Below are 16,354 nucleotides of genomic sequence, written 5' to 3'. Positions count from 1 at the left end.
TGCTGCCTATCGAAGACGTATTCTCCATCTCCGGTCGTGGTACCGTTGTTACCGGTCGTGTAGAGCGCGGTATCATCAAAGTTGGTGAAGAAGTTGAAATCGTTGGTATCAAAGAGACTGCTAAGTCTACCTGTACTGGCGTTGAAATGTTCCGCAAACTGCTGGACGAAGGCCGTGCTGGTGAGAACGTTGGTGTTCTGCTGCGTGGTATCAAACGTGAAGAAATCGAACGTGGTCAGGTACTGGCTAAGCCGGGCTCTATCAAGCCGCACACCAAGTTCGAATCTGAAGTGTACATCCTGTCCAAAGACGAAGGCGGCCGTCATACTCCGTTCTTCAAAGGCTACCGTCCGCAGTTCTACTTCCGTACTACTGACGTGACTGGTACCATCGAACTGCCGGAAGGCGTAGAGATGGTAATGCCGGGCGACAACATCAAAATGGTTGTTACCCTGATCCACCCGATCGCGATGGACGACGGTCTGCGTTTCGCAATCCGTGAAGGCGGCCGTACTGTAGGTGCGGGCGTTGTTGCTAAAGTAATGAGCTAATTATTAATTAATTAGCTTTGAGCTTAAAAAGGGCGCTTCGGCGCCCTTTTTGCTGCTTGCTGTTTAGTTGCTGTCATATTTGTTCGCATTTTTTATTCATTCTCCCGCCGCGTAAATAGCGTTGTGCTATTGTAATCATAACTATTCTCATTTACACTTTGCACAGAAATTGAACGGGAGCGATCATGTACGTTTGTTTGTGTAATGCGATAAGTGATAAAAAAATTCGTCAGGCTGTTCGCCAGTTTCAACCTCAGTCCTTTCAGCAATTACGTAAATTTATTCCTGTGGGAAATCAATGTGGTAAGTGCATTCGCGCTGCCCGTGAAGTCATGCAGGATGAATTAACTCAAATGCCAGAATTTAAAGAGATCGCCTAAGTCACACTCTTTTTTTTGACATCCCGGTAGCCCCATCTACGCTCTAAGAGTGGAAGCGGAGGGACTATAAAATGAAAGGTGATGTTAAAATCATAAATTATCTCAATAAACTATTGGGAAATGAGCTTGTCGCAATCAACCAATACTTTCTCCACGCGAGAATGTTCAAAAACTGGGGCCTGATGCGCCTCAATGATGTCGAGTACCATGAATCTATAGATGAGATGAAACACGCCGATAAATACATCGAGCGTATTTTATTCTTGGAAGGGATCCCAAACCTACAGGATCTTGGCAAGTTAGGCATAGGTGAAGACGTTGAAGAGATGCTGCAATCCGATCTTCGGCTCGAACTGGATGGCGCGAAAGACTTACGTGAAGCCATTGCCTATGCTGATAGCGTTCATGACTACGTCAGCCGGGACATGATGATTGAGATCCTGACTGAAGAAGAAGGGCATATTGACTGGCTCGAAACGGAGCTGGACCTGATCACTAAACTCGGGATCCAGAACTATCTTCAGGCGCAAGTCCGCGAAGAAAATTAAACCTCTCAAGGAAGGACGTTCAGTCCTTCCTGTCTCTACAACCCGGACATCCAGCAAAAGTATCCCCATCCGCTCAGGGCTAGCGCGGGTCCAAAAGGGATGATAGAGACCCGGCGTCGGGCGCGAAGCATCGCCAGCAAGCCGTAAATGATGCCCGCAATGGCCGCGATGTACAAAATATAGGGCAGACTTTGCCAGCCGCTCCAGGCACCGATCGCCGCGAAAAGCTTGAAATCGCCATAACCCATTCCCTCTTTTTTACACACTAACCTGACCATTTGATTAACCAGCCAGAGTGCGGTATATCCTGCGACCGCGCCGAGTATGGCATCGTGACAGTCGATGAATCCGCTACAGGCATTGAAGACCAGCCCGCACCATATCAGCGGCAGGGTGAGTTTATCGGGCAACAGCAGATAGCGTAAATCGATAATACACAGGGCCAGCGCAAACCAGAAATAAAGGAACAGTGCCAGAGCCAGCCCGATATCATTAGGGTGGAACAGATAACACAGCGGGGCGACAATGGCGCAAAGTAGCTCTGACAGCAGATAACGAATTGAAACCGTTTTTCCGCAATAGCGGCACTTTCCACGTAGCCAGAGCCAGCTCAACAGTGGAATATTGTCGAACCAGCGCAGAGGTTGTCGGCAATGACAGCAATGTGACCCAGGGAACCATAGGTTCAGCGCAGCGCCCGTTTTAGTCGGATTTTCCTCATGCATAATCATCAACGGTAAACGATAGGTGAGCATTCCCAGCGTACTGCCGGCAATCAGGCCGATCGCCACAAAGAGCATACCTGTTTCAGCGCTTATCATTCGTGGTTGCCTTTAACGTCATTTTGTTCAGCGTAATATTGCCGGCACTGGCTGGACTGGCGTGAAATTCGAGAATTTCAACGCCCAGGCGATGCACTCTTTGCAGGCGATCCAGCCACTCTGCAAAGTCTCCAGCGTTAATACTGTCAGCGGTAACGTCCAGCCCGCCACTCTGGTTTTGCGCGAGCGTGATGGTGAGCCCCGAGTGTTCAGCCTCCTTTTTAATCACATTGGCGATTGGCTTTGAGGGTGAACGTTGCGGTAGCACCCCCCGGATTCTGGCCTGTTTATCCAGCCAAATCAGATCCTGTTGCAGCTTATCGCAGCGGGCCTGGAGGGCATCCACGGTGCGGCTGAGGGGAAGATATAACCCGCACCCGTAAAATGTGGCGATACAGAGGAAGAACAGCAGAATAGCGACTCGCCGTTCGGTTGGGCTTTTCTGTTGTAGCCACTCCCTGATACGTTTATTCATAGCGTAATGTCCACAGTCCCTGGTCTTGCTTCTCAATCTGTAAGGGCAGCCCCGTTGCGTTGTCGGTGATAAACTGCTCAATCTGATTTTTATCGCTGGCATACATAAAAATCTGCAGAGAGTTGCGTTGCTGATCGTAACTTATGCCTTTCAGCGCCAGTTGCGGAAAACTGTCCATTCCTTTTTGCAGTCGCTGCAGGAGAATGGCGGGGGCGGGAAAGCGATGTTGCAACTGTTTTGGCAGATACGTTCGCAGATTCGCGCTATGTCTGTTTTCGGGAATATAGCTGCGCCAATCCTGAGCAAGAGTAGTCGTCAGCTGTTGCTCAAGCCAGTGTAGCTGGGTGTAGAGGAGTACTTGTGAGACCAGCGGTATCAGCATCAGCGCCAGCGCACACCCCAACGCCAGATGTTTAAGGTGCGTGCTCCCTGGTTGGGAAGCCATGGGCAAACGTAGATGACCGTGTAGCAGGTTTATTGTTGTCGCCGGGGCGTATACCGACAGAATGGAGTGCTCCGGGTAGGTATTACCTCGGGTATTCGAGTCTGGCAGGGGGCCGTAACAGGTCAATTGCTGCGGCGCGTAGTGGGCAAGCAGATGAGTGAGCCAGTGTTCATTAAGTCGCGAGCCGCGGCCTGCATGAGGGCGTACTAACCAACCCTTTTCATCTTGTAGTACCGTCCATCCCTCGTCTGTTATTGGCAGGCACAGGGCATCCAGAATGGCGTGGGTGATTTTTATTCCTGCACTCGCGAACGGTAAAAGTTGAGCTTCAAGCTGGCTTTGCTCAAGGCCTGCGACCCATACATCGCTGTCCTGCTGCTGGATAATTGTCCAGTGCAGTGTAGCCGATGATTCATCCAGCGTTTCATCGGCCAGCCATTGTAACTTTTGTGGTGTTAACACATATCCTGAGGAGGGGATCTCCAGCTTTCTGAAGGTGGCCATCTCCACGGGCAAAAGAAGATGGATCTGCTGAATTGCCGGTTGGCGTGGCAGTGTGGACAGCGACTCTCCGGCGGGTATTCGCTGTATTTCGCCGCAGCCGCGCTCATCATGAATTGCCCATTCCAGCGAGTCTGAGATGGGGTGTAGTACCAACGTTGAGAAAGCCATTAAAATTCCTTTTTATTCCTCTTCGCCAGCGGTTAACTGGCGCAGGTAAGTCCTGAGCGTTTTGTTTTTCTCGTTATAAAATAGCCAGCTATTCATGCCGAGGCTGAGATCGCCCTGCTGGACCGTGGCGCTAATGCGGTAATACTGGCTGCTCACGGTAAGCAGCTTTTTGAGTGAACCCACTAATTCTTTCGTCGCCGAATAGTCTTGCTGCGCCTGATATAAAAAAGCGTCCACGCTCGCCCAGCCGTCTGTCGGTCGTTTACGCAATAACGTTTTTGCGTCGTTGTCGCTAATGTCATTAAGGAAAAGTGCTGACAGCAGCGGAGCGTCCTGCTCCGTCAGGGCATTGATATTGATGGAGACCACGTTGCCGAACTGCGCACAGATAAACGGCGACAGATCCTGGAAAATTGTCTCCGTTATGCCGTGTACCTGCCGCGCCTCGCTGGCGCTCAGCAATAGCTGATTGGCGGCGAGACCTTTATCTTTAGCTCGCTGATAGTATTCATCCTCCGCGCCGCGCAAGCGTTTGGTACTATCGTCGTCGATGTAATCCGCCAACGACTGGATAATCTCTTCCGCCTGTGCGCCTTCGACGTTGATTTTTTCCAGTAACGCGGAGAACACCTGGATGTCATAGGGCAATGTGGCGAGCGGTTCCGTCGGTGTATTGACCAGCGCGTTAAGATTAAAGCAATGTTGCTGGTCTTCCGATCGCCAGAAAACCGTCGCCTCTTCACTCAGCTCAGTACTTCCATACGACCCCTTTCCTGGGGTGAGCAACTCGGATTGCAGGCTAGCAGCAGCCTGCGCTTCTGCATAAAGCAGGGCGAATTTTGCCTGCAGGCTGGCGTTGACCCGACGGCTTCTTTGCAACTGCGTCTGGAAGCTGATGGTTAATTCGGCCGCCAGCGCGGCCATTAGCGCCAGGATTAATAATGTGATCAGTAATGCCGAACCGCGTTCATTTTTCATTTTGCCGCTCCGGCGGTTTCGCTGGCCTGCTGACGCGTAGGGAACCAGTCCGGCAAAACGTAATCACGACGTACTTGTTCGCTGGACTTGAACTCAAGTATTACTCTTGCTTGCGCAGGGATGCTGCCATCCTCTGAATTCTGTATTCTGGCCGTGAAGTGGGTAACACCTTCCAGCATTGGCCTCGGCGCTCGTTCTTCTTTGCTGTCCGACGCGGTGCGGACCGCGCGGAATAAAACCCCATCCTGCAGATACCAGTGGACGGTAATCAGCCTGGATTGCGGCCGTGTCGCTGCGTCGATGCCCAGCGACTGCGTGCTGAAGATCATACCGTCAGTTTCAGACTGAAAGACCTGGTTGGTCTGGCGATTTATTCTGGGTACCAGTTGCATTAAATCATTGCCAAGTAGCAGGTCCGTTCGTTGTAACGCATTGAATTTTTGCGTCAGGTTTTGTGCCCGTTGATACTCTTCCATTGCCTGGGAAAAAACGCTGGCGGCCAGAAAACTCAGGGTTGAAAGAATCACGATGGCGAGCATCACTTCCAGCAGAGTAAACCCGCACTGAGCCCGCCTCATTTACTACTCTCCTTTTCCTGCTCTACTGGAGACCATCCTGAAAGGGATGAGGTCCGGCCATCCGGTTGGGTCACGACAACCTGTTGCTGCTGTATTTGCGAGACGTCGGACGTCGTGGCGGTCATTTGCCAGCTAAGGCTGAGCGCATTTTGTCGATCGGTCCCTTTGTCCGTGCTCAACTGACTTCCACGAGCATTAATGAGCGTATTATCCGCGCTCCATAACGCCAGCGTTTCTTGTTGCATAGTCTGAATGGCCGTAAGCTGCCACTGCATGCTTGTTATGAGTGCCAATATCGCGGTGGCGAATATCGTCATGGCTAATAAAACTTCCAGCAGCAGCATGCCGCTTTGCTTAGCGTTCATTTTTTCTTTCCACTAAGCGCGATGGTTAAAGGTAGGCTGCCAGTGCTTTGTATGTCGATAAGTCTGACATTGTCTTCATCCCTGAAGCTCAGCGTAAAAGGCGTTATCTCGCCATCGGGAGTGATAACGAGTTGAGGCAAGTTACCCTCTGGCGGTGGAGTGATTGTTGGCTGACGCGAGCTTTGCCAGTCGCCCGCCAGCCGTAACGCCTCATGGTGCGTCACCTCTTGCCATGTCTTGCCACCAGTGGACGTTTTTTTTAACTGCCAGAAGGACCAGCCCTCACGCGTTATTCTCAGACCAATAGCGGATTTTTCCAGTAGCGCCCAGTCGGCGGCATACTCAACTTGCTGACGGAACGCCTCAGCCTGTTGAGAGAGCCTTCCCGTGGCGCTCAGGCGTGAGTTTTGCGAAGCGATCACGCCTGCCGCCATCATGGCGATGATGACGATCACCAGCAAAACTTCCAGCAATGTGAATCCCTGCTGCTGTTTCATTTTCAGCGTGATTTTTTATCGTTATCCCAGTTATTGATATCATCCGCCGTGCCAGCTTCGCCGTCCGGGCCAGCAGAGGTGATATCGACAGCGCCATGCTCGCCAGGGCTAATCAGTATGTAGTCATTACCCCATGGGTCGTTCGGGAGTCGGCGAATATAGCCATCCGTACTGTAGTTTTCAGCCAACGGCGTCAGCGTTGGAGCGGTGACTAAGGCTTCCATTCCCTGTTCAGTCGTGGGATACCGATGGTTGTCCAGTTTGTACATATCCAGCGCATTCTCAAGCGCGACGATATCGGTAACGGCTTTCTGGCGATCGGCGCGATCTTTATTGCCCATCAGGTTCGGTACCACCAGGCTTGCCAGAACACCGAGAATCACAATGACCACCATTAGTTCCATCAGCGTAAAGCCACGCTGTTTATTGTTTATTGGCTTTTCCATAGACCTTCCTTAGTTCATTAATGTATTGAGTTGCAGAATAGGTTGCATAACTGACACCACGATAAAGAGGACAATCATGGCCATGATGACAATCAGAGAGGGTTCAAAAATCGCCAGCGCCAGGGCAATCCGGTTTTGCAAATGGTTTTCCTGATTGTCCGTGGCTCGCTGCATCAACTCGCCTAGTTCGCCGCTTTTTTCACCTGATGCGATCATGTACAGCATCATGGTCGGAAAAATGGCGGTTTGCGCTAACGAGCGGTGAATACTGTTACCCTGGCGTACGCTCTCCGCTGCTTCGCTGAGCCTTTGGCGGATAGCGAGGTTACTGACGCCCTCCGCGGAGAGCGTCATCCCCTGTAAAAGCGGTACGCCGCTGTTGTTCAGTATGCTCAGGGCGCGCAAATAGCGGGTGCTGTTAATCGCGCAGACCAGAGAGGCGGTAAACGTAAACGTCATCAGGAAGCGATGAAAACGTAGGCGGTTTCCCTTACGCCGTAGCCAGTATGAAAACATGATGAATAACGCCACGATGAGGAGCAAAATTCCCGGACCAAAGGTGGACAGGAAGTGACTGATGGCCAATAGAATGCGCGTTGTCAGCGGTAATTCATGCTTGAGATGGATGAACTGCGCCGTCACTTTGGGTACTACGGTGGTCAGCAGAATAGTGACAACGAGGATCGCGACGGTGGTCAGTAGTGTTGGATAAATCAGCGCTTGCGTCAGTTTGCTGCGCATTCGCTGGCGGGTGTCATTAAAATCAGCTAATCGCTCCAGAACGGCACCCAGCTGTCCGACGGTTTCTCCAGCCTTAACCAGGGTGCAGAATACGGAATCAAATAAATGAGGATGATTCTGCATTGCGCTGGATAGCGATTGCCCCTCGAGGACCGCCTGACGCAGTTCATTAATGATAGCAGACAGGTTTTTGTTTTCTTTTTGTTGCTGAATGATCGCCAGGGCCTCATCCAGCGGTAAAGCCGCCGAAATCAGCGTCGCCAGTTGGCGGGTGAAGAGGGTTAAGTCGCTGTGGCTGAGTCGGGGGCCAAAAAGAGGGATTGAGAACGACTTTTGCTGGGGGCTGATGACGAGCGGCAGCAGCCCTTGAGTACGTAAGAACGTCACCACTTCACGTTCGCTATTGGCTTCAACGACGCCTTTAGCAGGCTTTCCTTGCAGATCGGTTGCTTGCCAGGTGAATTTCATTGTTCAGCCTCCAGTGGCTGCTCCCTTTCTGCGGTGACCCGCAGAATTTCCTCCAGTGACGTAAGCCCCTCTACGGCAACGCGCAGGCCATTAGTCAGCAGATTTCTGTGCCGTTGATCCTGTAGCTGTTCCAGACGTTGTTCATTGAACTCACCATGAATGGCGGCGCGAATTTTCGGGCTGATAGTCAGTATTTCATGTATCGCCAGACGTCCCTGATAACCACTCTGTCGGCAGGCTGGACAGCCGTTGGCTTGCCACAGATGAGGTGCGGATATACCGTGCGTATCCAACAGCTGCTGTTCCTGCGGGATCATTAGGCGGGGAGATTTACATTCACTGCACAGGCGTCTGACCAGACGCTGGGCGATGACGCCGACCAGCGAGGAAGACAGCAGGAAAGATTCAATGCCCATATCGCGCAGACGTGTGATTGCACCGCTGGCGCTGTTGGTGTGTAGCGTGGAGAGTACGAGGTGACCGGTTAATGACGCCTGTACTGCAATTTGGGCAGTTTCAGCGTCGCGGATCTCCCCGACCATCACAACGTCCGGATCCTGGCGTAAAATAGCACGCAGTCCGCGGGCAAACGACATATCCACGCGGCTGTTGACTTGGGTCTGGCCGATGCCTTCCAGCTCGTATTCAATGGGGTCTTCAACAGTCAGAATATTGCGCTCAGGATGATTAAGCGCTGACAGAATGGCATAGAGCGTGGTGCTTTTACCGGAGCCCGTTGGCCCGGTGACCAGAATAATGCCGTGCGGCAGGGTGATAAGTTGCTTAAGCGCCTGCGCGTCATCGAGTGACATATCAAGTTTATCGATCGACAGGCGCAAACTGCTCTTATCCAGCAGACGCAGCACTACCCGCTCCCCGTGCTGTGAAGGCAGAGTCGAGACGCGAACATCAACGTTGCGATTGCCAATTTTTAAGGTTATACGGCCATCCTGCGGGAGGCGTTTTTCAGCGATATCCAGCCTGGCCATTATCTTAATGCGAGAGATCAGCAGCGTGGCCAGCTTCTTGTTCGGCTGCACGACGGGATGCAGTACACCATCCACGCGAAAACGAATGCTCATCGTTTTTTCGAAGATCTCAATATGGATATCTGAGGCGTGTTCTTTGATAGCCTCGTTTAATACCGCGTTGATCAAGCGAATAACCGGCGCATCGGACTGCTCGTTGAGCAGATCTTCGTTGGTCGGTATCTCTTCTGAAAGCGCGTTGAGATCGTCGGCATTATTCATCCCTTCGGCAATCAGTTGTGCCGTGCCGCTATCTTGCTGGAAGATAAGCTCCAGCTGTTCATCAAATTGTTGTGGGGAAAGACGACGGAAGGTACAGTCCGCTGTCGTTAATATCGCGGCATCAAGCAAATTATCAAGCGGCGTGTTGTCAGCGTAGATGACTTCGCCGTTGTGGATCGCTACGCCGCGTTGTTGCGCTTTTAGCCAGATTCGCTGTTTCATTTTGATGAGTTATCCAGCGAATCAATGTTATCAACGCCGATCAGTAGCTTACTGCTCTTCTCTGCGCGTTCTTTTTGCATCGTCTTGAAACGTGTATATTTTTCCTGCGATAAGGAATGGTATACATCGTCATCCCGAATGATCGTTGGGCGAATAAAGACCATCAGATTACGTTTGCTTTTTTCATTATCGGTGTAGCGAAACAGTTGCCCGACCAATGGAATATCGCCGAGTAACGGAACTTTTTCGATCGTTTCTTTGCTGGAGTCGTCCATTAATCCCCCCAGCACGACCGTTTCGCCACTTTTCACCAGCACCGCGTTCTGGATGGTGCGGGTATTGAAGGTTGGCCCGAGATCAGACGAGTTTGCTGAGGAATCAACGCTCGATACCTCCTGTTCAATCTCCATCAATACCGAGTCTCCCTCGTTAATTTGCGGCGTAACCTTTAGCTTGGTTCCCACGGTTTTACGTTCAACGGTACTGTAAATATTATCACCGGAGGTGGTTTGGGAACCGGATAGCACTGGCACATCCTGGCCGACGTTAAACGACGCTTCTTTATTATCAAGTGTGACAATACTGGGGGTGGATAAGATGTCGTTTTTACTGTCTGAACTGATTGCCGTCAGCAGCACGCCCCAGTCACCGCTGAAGAAACCCGCTGCAAGACCATTAAATTCGCTGAACAGATCGTAGGCTGGGTTATCACTGGTGATGCCTCCCTGCTTTTTAAACTCCCTGACGCCCTGTGCGGCGTTGAAGATTGGCAGGCCGGTATTGGTAAACTGGGTTGCGCCGACGTTTTTATTGGCCCATTGCACGCCAAGATTCAAACCTTTGCCATCCTGGACTTCGACAATAATGGCTTCGACCAGTACTTGAGCGCGACGAATATCCAGTTTTTCAATTACTGGAGCCAGTTGCTGGAGTTGGCTTTGGTTGGCGGTGATGACCAGCGAATTGGTCTGTTCGTCTGCGCTGATAGATATATCGTTATTACTGCTGCTGGAGGTGTTGCCCCCCGATTTTGTTGCAGACCCGCTCTCATCTTTTAGTTTCTGCGAAACTCCCGTCAGGACTTCAACTAGCTTGTCTGCTTTGGCATATTTCAGATACCAGACGCGCGTATTACCCTGTCCCTGCTCCTGCGTATCGAGACGCGAAGCGAGCTGCGTGATTTTTGCACGGGCTCGATCCGAACCACTCACAATCAGAGCATTGCTGCGCTTGTCAGCGACAATTCGTGTTTGCAACGTGGTGGGTTTTGCATCTTTACCGCTTTCACGCGACAGTTCAGTGAGCACTTCGGCGAGATCGACGGCAGAAGCATATTTGAGCGAAATGATCTGGTCTTTTTCAGCACCCATCGTGTCCACACGCTTTGCCACCTCAATCAGACGATTGACGGTAGACGCTTTCCCGGTAAGAATCAATACGTTAGAGGCTTCGTAGTGGACGACGTTGCCAATATTGCCGCCGTCAAGCATCTGGCGCAACAGCGGGGCCAATGCACGAGCCGGCACGTTATTGAGCGAGACGACACGGGTTACCAGTTCGTCGCCCTTGCCGGGGTGGGTGTCGCTGGAGAGTCGACCCGGCGCCATTTTAATTTTGTCAGAACGCACGACTTTAAGAATGCCGTTGTCAAGTGTAACGAGGGAAAAACCATACAAATCAAGCACGCTAAGGAAAAACTGGTAGTATTCCTCTTCGGTGAAAGAGTCAGTGCTTCTGACCGAGATGGTCGCGCTGACATCAGGGGCAAGGAGAATTGTTTTACCGATATTCTGCCCAACAATATCAACAAATGTCTTAATATCCGCGCCGTTAAAGTTGGCGGTATAATCAGCTGGCATTGCCGGCGCGCTGGCGGTTGCCAGTAGCAGGATTATTAAAACCCCGGCCAGACGGCAACGGGGGAAGAGTCCATTCATTTAATTTTCCTTAACATCCTTGAACTGATTTACTGAAACATTAACTAAACGGGGAAGCGAGTTGCGCACCACGGTGAACTGCGCCATTTGCAGACGACTCAGCGCTTCCTGCGCCTGATTAAGATCGGCTTGCTGCGTTAATGAGAGGTTATTAATACGCACGGCAATGTCACCGGGCAGCAGTTCGGTTCCGGTGAATGAATGTGTTTTATCACGGGGTAAAAGACGCAATCCGCGTAGTGAGTTTTTTTCCTGAACGGCGCTGGTTGCGATAAAGTCCGCCAACGCAAACTGCTGGTGGGTACGGACGTCCTCTTTTTTGTCCTGCGGCCTCGAAGAGGGTAATTCCTCGAGGAGCGTCAGCCGGACTTCCTGTCCCTGATGGTCAAACGTCACCTGATTTTTATCGATAGCGGTAATACGCGAGTCAGGAGAGGAGTTGAGGGGCTGGTTAAGCGTATAGCTGGTTTGCTGTCCTCCCTCTTTGACAATCGCACGGGAGGCAGATTTATTGGTGCTGAAAATAATTCCGCTTAACTTGATACCTGACAACGCGTCGACAGTATGCTGACGACGGGCTGGCCGCGTTGTGGCACCCAATGGTTGAGCAGATAACTTCAGGGGCGGCAATTCCTGACGTTGTGGATTATCTGCTTTTATTTTATATACATAGTTTTTATTTTTGTTCCAATTAATATAGATAGAGTAAATAAAACAAAAAGAGATAATAATACTAATGAATATAACGATAATATATACAATACGGCCTGCTAGCACGTTTTTCAGAAAATATTTAGGTGTTAACATAAGCATCGGATTAAATATGGTTAGAATATTCGAATGTAATTGTTTTATTTGCTAATGGAATGAATAATATGATCGCCGCAACACGATGACAAGTTGTTTGTATTTTGTGTGGTTAACTTAGGAATAATGACATTATTCATTTAGACGAGCATGATAAATCATGGATGATTTTGCTTATATTCATACAGAAAGAGAATATATTCTTATTCGTTATATAATTGACGAATTGCAGCGTGAACGATGGGTTGTGCTACATGGGGATAAATCATCCGGGAAAACCGTGTTGGCTTACGGTATTGCTGAACGATTCCCAGGGCGGACAATTATTCTAAACCCCATCAACACGAATGGCTATCGGTGGGATTGGACGCTTGTTTATGATAATCAGCCAAACAATAATTTGGTTGGATGTATTTTCCCTGTGACATCACTCTGGTCCGAGCTATGTTCGACGGTAATAACGAATCCCCCTGAATCCTTGCTGATTATTCTTGAAAATGCGCACGGGATAAAACACGGGCTTGCGGAGTTCATCCAGCAAGGTAAAGCACAAATACCGGGGGTGCATATTCTCACTGTAGGGATGTTTACCTCCCGACAACGACGAAAATTACACCTTGGACATCCATCATGGTTGACGATTCCCGCTCCCGGCATTGAAGAAGCCCGACAGGTGATTGCCCACCATGCTGGTATTGATCTCACTGCGGTTAATCTGCTTCCATCCCATTTTATACGCAGAATTATGCGGAGTACTCGCGGAGAACTGCGATTACTGGCACGGGCAGGATGGTGTATTCGTCAGGCGCTACAGGCAGAAGATATCGACGTTACCCGATTCAGCCGAAAACAGCGCAAATGGGTGCTACGTTGCTTGCCGACGCCTCGCCGGCGAGTTCTCACCGCATCTGCACTTATTCTTATTGCCGGAACATGTTGGTTTGCAGGATGGAAAAACGGGGCGCTGTTATCCCCTTTATTGCCGGAATTGCCGCGTAATATTTTTGCTGACAGGACCGGGCTCCTCCCAACGCCCGTGGATCTTGGCGATAAAATAATGACAGTCAATGACGCCACCCAATTACTGTTCGAGGTTTGGGGTTATGAAACCGATAAAAAGGAAGCATGGTGCGATCAGGCATGGCGAGGCGATTTAATGTGCGAATCTGGTGTGACTACGTTGGATCAATTGCAAAATCAGGGACTACCCTGGATTGCTCAACTGCAGGTGGCAGATAAAAAGATCCCCGTGGTCGTCATCGGTTTCAGCGGTGAAAATGTGATCGCCCTGGCAGGAAAAAGGACCTGGCATCTCAGGCTGGCGTGGTTCTCTACGGTTTGGAATGGCAATTATACAATTATGAGGAAAATGACGCCGGAAGGGAAAACCACGATTACGAAAAAAAGTAGTGTCGAAGATATTATCTGGCTGGATGCCATGCTTAGCCGAGTACTTAACGTTGAAGCCGATGAATCGGGAGAATGGTCGGCATTGTTGGTGGAGAAAATTCGTGAGTTTCAGGTACAAAATGGGCTGACTGCAGATGGTATCGCTGGACAACTTTCGCTTATTAAACTATGGCAGGCGTTGGATGAAAGCCCCAAACTTATTGTGGAAGGAGAAGGGCATTAATGTTTCAGTTATATTGCCGGGGTCAACAACTATCCGCAGTATGTGAACCTCGCTGCTGGTGGCGCTTTGCCCGCGTCGTTGGAGGGTATGGACTGTGTAGTTGCAGCTGGTTTCTCTTTGCTGCGTTCTGGGTGGCTATGGGGAGTTATTTCCAATCCCAACGGGCACCAGTTCAGATGGCGGAATTAGCTAACCCTAATTATGTGCTTTCGCAAGAACATTATCTTTATAAGAAAACCCCTCTTCCGGCGGTAGTCGAAACAGAAGAAGAGACTGATGAGCAGAACGAGGCCCATGAGGAGAGCGTAGTTGACATGCAAAATCCAGCACCTGAAGACGCCACGGATCATGCCGATTTAAAGGCACGGGTAAAGCAGGCAATGGCTGAAATAGCACAATAAGCATTCGCAGAAGCGATCTGGTTATTATCAACACAGTTCGCTTGCAATGCTCCACTGAATGCGTATAATGCGCGGGCTTGTCTAATATTGACAGCGGTTCGATATGAGCCACCGGTACTGCGAAAGCAATACCAGACAATGTTCCCAATCGGGGAACTCTGTAAGAACGGTTACACTCTCCCATCAATCGTAATGGGTTTGAGGAGTAACTATTTCGTTTATAAAATAATTGGAGCTCTGGTCTCATGCAGAACCAAAGAATCCGTATCCGTTTGAAAGCGTTTGATCATCGTCTGATCGATCAATCAACCGCGGAAATCGTCGAGACTGCCAAGCGCACTGGTGCGCAGGTTCGTGGTCCGATCCCGCTGCCGACCCGCAAAGAGCGTTTCACCGTTCTGATCTCTCCGCACGTTAACAAAGACGCGCGTGATCAGTACGAGATCCGTACTCACAAGCGTCTGGTTGACATCGTTGAGCCAACTGAAAAAACCGTTGATGCTCTGATGCGTCTGGACCTGGCTGCCGGTGTAGACGTGCAGATCAGCCTGGGTTAATCAGGTCATCGAGCGATTGAGAGGTTGATACAATGATTGGTTTAGTCGGTAAAAAAGTGGGTATGACCCGCATCTTCACTGAAGATGGCGTCTCTATCCCAGTAACCGTTATCGAAGTTGAAGCAAACCGCGTTACTCAGGTTAAAGATCTGGCTAACGACGGCTACCGCGCTGTTCAGGTTACCACCGGTGCTAAAAAAGCTAACCGTGTAACTAAGCCGGAAGCTGGCCACTTTGCTAAAGCTGGCGTAGAAGCTGGCCGCGGCCTGTGGGAGTTCCGTCTGGCAGATGGTGAAGAATACACCGTTGGTCAGAACATTAGCGTTGAACTGTTTGCTGACGTTAAAAAAGTTGACGTAACCGGTACCTCTAAAGGTAAAGGTTTCGCTGGTACCGTTAAGCGCTGGAACTTCCGTACCCAGGACGCTACTCACGGTAACTCCTTGTCTCACCGCGTTCCGGGTTCTATCGGTCAGAACCAGACTCCGGGCAAAGTGTTCAAAGGCAAGAAAATGGCAGGTCAGCTGGGCAACGAACGTGTAACCGTTCAGAGCCTGGACGTAGTACGTGTTGACGCTGAGCGCAACCTGCTGCTGGTTAAAGGTGGTGTTCCGGGTGCGACCGGTTGCGACCTGATCGTTAAACCAGCTGTGAAGGCGTAAGGGGATAGCAATGGAATTAGTATTGAAAGACGCGCAGAGCGCGCTGACTGTTTCCGAAACTACCTTCGGTCGTGATTTCAACGAAGCGCTGGTTCACCAGGTTGTTGTTGCTTATGCAGCTGGTGCTCGTCAGGGTACTCGTGCTCAGAAGACTCGTGCTGAAGTAACTGGTTCAGGCAAAAAGCCGTGGCGCCAGAAAGGTACCGGCCGTGCGCGTTCAGGTTCTATCAAGAGCCCGATCTGGCGTTCAGGTGGCGTAACCTTCGCTGCTCGCCCGCAGGACCACAGTCAAAAAGTTAACAAGAAGATGTACCGCGGCGCGCTGAAAAGCATTCTGTCCGAACTGGTACGTCAGGATCGTCTGATCGTTGTCGAGAAGTTCTCTGTTGAAGCGCCTAAAACTAAGCTGCTGGCACAGAAACTGAAAGACATGGCTCTGGAAGATGTGCTGATCATCACCGGTGAGCTGGACGAAAACCTGTTCCTGGCTGCGCGCAACCTGCACAAGGTTGACGTACGCGATGCAACTGGTATCGACCCGGTTAGCCTGATCGCCTTCGACAAAGTCGTAATGACTGCTGATGCTGTTAAGCAAGTTGAGGAGATGCTGGCATGATTCGTGAAGAACGTCTGCTGAAGGTGCTTCGCGCACCGCACGTTTCTGAGAAAGCGTCTACTGCGATGGAAAAAACTAACACCATCGTTCTCAAAGTTGCTAAAGACGCGACCAAAGCAGAAATCAAAGCTGCTGTGCAGAAACTGTTTGAAGTCGAAGTCGAAGTCGTTAACACCCTGGTAGTTAAAGGGAAAGTTAAACGTCACGGACAGCGTATCGGTCGTCGTAGCGACTGGAAAAAAGCTTACGTCACCCTGAAGGAAGGCCAGAATCTGGACTTCGTCGGCGGCGCTGAGTAAGTCGG

Annotated in this window: 21 protein-coding genes; 9 read left to right on the top strand and 12 right to left on the bottom strand. The window is 50.5% G+C overall.

Annotation, left to right across the window (positions count from 1 at the left end; genetic code table 11):
• From FHD02_RS21815 to bfr, 3 genes are all read left to right on the top strand, one after another.
• Positions 1 to 551: EF-Tu/IF-2/RF-3 family GTPase (locus FHD02_RS21815; RefSeq protein ID WP_255597477.1), on the top strand; the 551-nt coding region annotated here is incomplete at its 5' end.
• A gap of 185 nt (positions 552 to 736) precedes the next feature.
• Positions 737 to 931, top strand: a complete 195-nt coding sequence (bfd, locus tag FHD02_RS21810) for a bacterioferritin-associated ferredoxin (RefSeq protein WP_006687360.1) — start codon at positions 737 to 739, stop codon at positions 929 to 931.
• Between the two features lie 71 nt (positions 932 to 1,002).
• Positions 1,003 to 1,479 (top strand): bacterioferritin, encoded by a 477-nt coding sequence (gene bfr / locus FHD02_RS21805; RefSeq protein WP_137361358.1) that lies wholly within the window; start codon positions 1,003 to 1,005, stop codon positions 1,477 to 1,479.
• 35 nt (positions 1,480 to 1,514) lie between these two features.
• Here the strand turns inward: bfr and FHD02_RS24695 are convergent, their stop codons facing one another.
• The 12 genes from FHD02_RS24695 to gspC are packed head-to-tail and all read right to left on the bottom strand — an operon-like array spanning position 1,515 to position 12,181.
• Positions 1,515 to 2,300, bottom strand: coding sequence for an A24 family peptidase (locus FHD02_RS24695; RefSeq protein ID WP_137361357.1), 786 nt, complete (start codon positions 2,298 to 2,300; stop codon positions 1,515 to 1,517).
• Positions 2,287 to 2,775 (bottom strand): type II secretion system protein GspM, encoded by a 489-nt coding sequence (gspM, locus tag FHD02_RS21795; RefSeq protein ID WP_170972942.1) that lies wholly within the window; start codon positions 2,773 to 2,775, stop codon positions 2,287 to 2,289. The genes FHD02_RS24695 and gspM overlap by 14 nt, the downstream gene beginning before the upstream one ends.
• Positions 2,768 to 3,892 carry a type II secretion system protein GspL gene (gspL, locus tag FHD02_RS21790; RefSeq protein ID WP_220394309.1) on the bottom strand — a complete coding sequence of 375 codons (1,125 nt, stop codon included), beginning with the start codon at positions 3,890 to 3,892 and terminating at the stop codon, positions 2,768 to 2,770. Before gspL ends, gspM begins: the two co-directional genes overlap by 8 nt.
• Before the next feature lie 12 nt (positions 3,893 to 3,904).
• Positions 3,905 to 4,870 carry a type II secretion system minor pseudopilin GspK gene (gene gspK / locus FHD02_RS21785; RefSeq protein WP_220394308.1) on the bottom strand — a complete coding sequence of 322 codons (966 nt, stop codon included), beginning with the start codon at positions 4,868 to 4,870 and terminating at the stop codon, positions 3,905 to 3,907.
• Positions 4,867 to 5,448, bottom strand: coding sequence for a type II secretion system protein J (locus FHD02_RS21780; protein WP_220394307.1), 582 nt, complete (start codon positions 5,446 to 5,448; stop codon positions 4,867 to 4,869). The genes gspK and FHD02_RS21780 overlap by 4 nt, the downstream gene beginning before the upstream one ends.
• Positions 5,445 to 5,813, bottom strand: coding sequence for a type II secretion system minor pseudopilin GspI (gene gspI / locus FHD02_RS21775; protein ID WP_137361353.1), 369 nt, complete (start codon positions 5,811 to 5,813; stop codon positions 5,445 to 5,447). The genes FHD02_RS21780 and gspI overlap by 4 nt, the downstream gene beginning before the upstream one ends.
• Entirely contained in the window at positions 5,810 to 6,310 is a 501-nt protein-coding gene (gene gspH / locus FHD02_RS21770) for a type II secretion system minor pseudopilin GspH (protein ID WP_137361352.1), read from the bottom strand. Before gspH ends, gspI begins: the two co-directional genes overlap by 4 nt.
• A 2-nt stretch (positions 6,311 to 6,312) precedes the next feature.
• Positions 6,313 to 6,756, bottom strand: a complete 444-nt coding sequence (gene gspG / locus FHD02_RS21765; protein ID WP_137361351.1) for a type II secretion system major pseudopilin GspG — start codon at positions 6,754 to 6,756, stop codon at positions 6,313 to 6,315.
• A 9-nt stretch (positions 6,757 to 6,765) separates the two neighbouring features.
• Positions 6,766 to 7,965 (bottom strand): type II secretion system inner membrane protein GspF, encoded by a 1,200-nt coding sequence (gene gspF / locus FHD02_RS21760; RefSeq protein WP_137361350.1) that lies wholly within the window; start codon positions 7,963 to 7,965, stop codon positions 6,766 to 6,768.
• Positions 7,962 to 9,437 (bottom strand): type II secretion system ATPase GspE, encoded by a 1,476-nt coding sequence (gspE, locus tag FHD02_RS21755; RefSeq protein WP_137361349.1) that lies wholly within the window; start codon positions 9,435 to 9,437, stop codon positions 7,962 to 7,964. Before gspE ends, gspF begins: the two co-directional genes overlap by 4 nt.
• A complete protein-coding gene (gene gspD / locus FHD02_RS21750; RefSeq protein ID WP_137371355.1) occupies positions 9,434 to 11,374 on the bottom strand; it encodes a type II secretion system secretin GspD in 1,941 nt (646 codons plus the stop codon). Before gspD ends, gspE begins: the two co-directional genes overlap by 4 nt.
• Positions 11,375 to 12,181 (bottom strand): type II secretion system protein GspC, encoded by an 807-nt coding sequence (gene gspC, locus FHD02_RS21745; RefSeq protein ID WP_170972941.1) that lies wholly within the window; start codon positions 12,179 to 12,181, stop codon positions 11,375 to 11,377.
• A gap of 160 nt (positions 12,182 to 12,341) precedes the next feature.
• On the opposite strand from gspC, the gene FHD02_RS21740 reads away from it, so the two are divergent.
• From FHD02_RS21740 to rplW, 6 genes are all read left to right on the top strand, one after another.
• Positions 12,342 to 13,814, top strand: coding sequence for a peptidoglycan-binding domain-containing protein (locus FHD02_RS21740; protein WP_137361346.1), 1,473 nt, complete (start codon positions 12,342 to 12,344; stop codon positions 13,812 to 13,814).
• A gap of 176 nt (positions 13,815 to 13,990) precedes the next feature.
• Positions 13,991 to 14,215, top strand: a complete 225-nt coding sequence (locus FHD02_RS21735) for a hypothetical protein (RefSeq protein WP_137361345.1) — start codon at positions 13,991 to 13,993, stop codon at positions 14,213 to 14,215.
• Between the two features lie 245 nt (positions 14,216 to 14,460).
• Positions 14,461 to 14,772, top strand: a complete 312-nt coding sequence (gene rpsJ / locus FHD02_RS21730; RefSeq protein ID WP_001181005.1) for a 30S ribosomal protein S10 — start codon at positions 14,461 to 14,463, stop codon at positions 14,770 to 14,772.
• 32 nt (positions 14,773 to 14,804) lie between these two features.
• Positions 14,805 to 15,434 (top strand): 50S ribosomal protein L3, encoded by a 630-nt coding sequence (gene rplC / locus FHD02_RS21725; RefSeq protein WP_003031117.1) that lies wholly within the window; start codon positions 14,805 to 14,807, stop codon positions 15,432 to 15,434.
• A 10-nt stretch (positions 15,435 to 15,444) separates the two neighbouring features.
• Complete coding sequence (gene rplD / locus FHD02_RS21720; RefSeq protein ID WP_000424395.1) at positions 15,445 to 16,050, top strand: 50S ribosomal protein L4; 606 nt, start codon at positions 15,445 to 15,447, stop codon at positions 16,048 to 16,050.
• Positions 16,047 to 16,349, top strand: a complete 303-nt coding sequence (rplW, locus tag FHD02_RS21715) for a 50S ribosomal protein L23 (RefSeq protein ID WP_000617546.1) — start codon at positions 16,047 to 16,049, stop codon at positions 16,347 to 16,349. The genes rplD and rplW overlap by 4 nt, the downstream gene beginning before the upstream one ends.
• Positions 16,350 to 16,354 lie beyond the last annotated feature (5 nt).

Source organism: Citrobacter sp. EC_71 (assembly GCF_019584005.1).
In the GTDB taxonomy this organism is placed as follows: Bacteria; Pseudomonadota; Gammaproteobacteria; order Enterobacterales; family Enterobacteriaceae; genus Citrobacter; species Citrobacter werkmanii.
Note: the sequence above shows the minus strand (reverse complement) of the source record. Positions and strands in the feature narration are given on the sequence as shown.